The sequence below is a fragment of the Pseudidiomarina fusca genome (genome assembly GCF_032227045.1).
Taxonomy (GTDB): Bacteria; Pseudomonadota; Gammaproteobacteria; order Enterobacterales; family Alteromonadaceae; genus Pseudidiomarina; species Pseudidiomarina fusca.
Window position 1 is genome coordinate 1 of record NZ_JANFPJ010000061.1, and the last position, 678, is coordinate 678.

Annotated in this window: 3 tRNA genes; all 3 read right to left on the reverse strand. The window is 52.4% G+C overall.

The features are described from left to right. Positions 1-42 precede the first annotated feature (42 nt). Positions 43-118: transfer RNA gene (locus tag NOG12_RS12885), tRNA-Ala, on the reverse strand. Between the two features lie 179 nt (positions 119-297). Further along, a tRNA-Ala gene (locus NOG12_RS12890) sits at positions 298-373 on the reverse strand. 180 nt (positions 374-553) lie between these two features. Then, positions 554-630: transfer RNA gene (locus tag NOG12_RS12895), tRNA-Ile, on the reverse strand. Positions 631-678 lie beyond the last annotated feature (48 nt).

The window sequence follows — 678 nt, forward strand, 5'->3', positions numbered from 1 at the left end:
CGCTGCGCTGTTCGTACGCTTCGCTGTTCGACAACTAAGAAATGGTGGAGCCAAGCGGGATCGAACCGCTGACCTCCTGCGTGCCAGGCAGGCGCTCTCCCAGCTGAGCTATGGCCCCACAGGCCGTAGGCCTGTCGTTGTTCGTTATTCGGTGTTCGTTATTCGAAAAAACAACAAACCAAACACAATACCCAAACCAACAAACCGATCAGGCTAACTTCAAGGTTAGGCAAGGCGGGAAGGCACGACGCATACATCAGTATGTGAGTGGCTTTCCAACGCAGCATAACGTTGAAGTGGTGGAGCCAAGCGGGATCGAACCGCTGACCTCCTGCGTGCAAGGCAGGCGCTCTCCCAGCTGAGCTATGGCCCCACAGGCCGTAGGCCTGTCGTTGTTCGTTATTCGTTGTTCGTTATTCGTAAAAACAACAAACCAAACACAATAACCAAACCAACAAACCGATAAGGCTAACTTCAAGGTTAGGCAAGGCGGGAAGGCACGAAGCATACATCAGTATGTGAGTGGCTTTCCAACGCAGCATAACCGCAGAAGTGGTGGGTCTGAGTAGACTTGAACTACCGACCTCACCCTTATCAGGGGTGCGCTCTAACCAGCTGAGCTACAGACCCAGTTTCTATCCGTTACATCTACCAAACCAGGCAATCTGTGTGAGCACT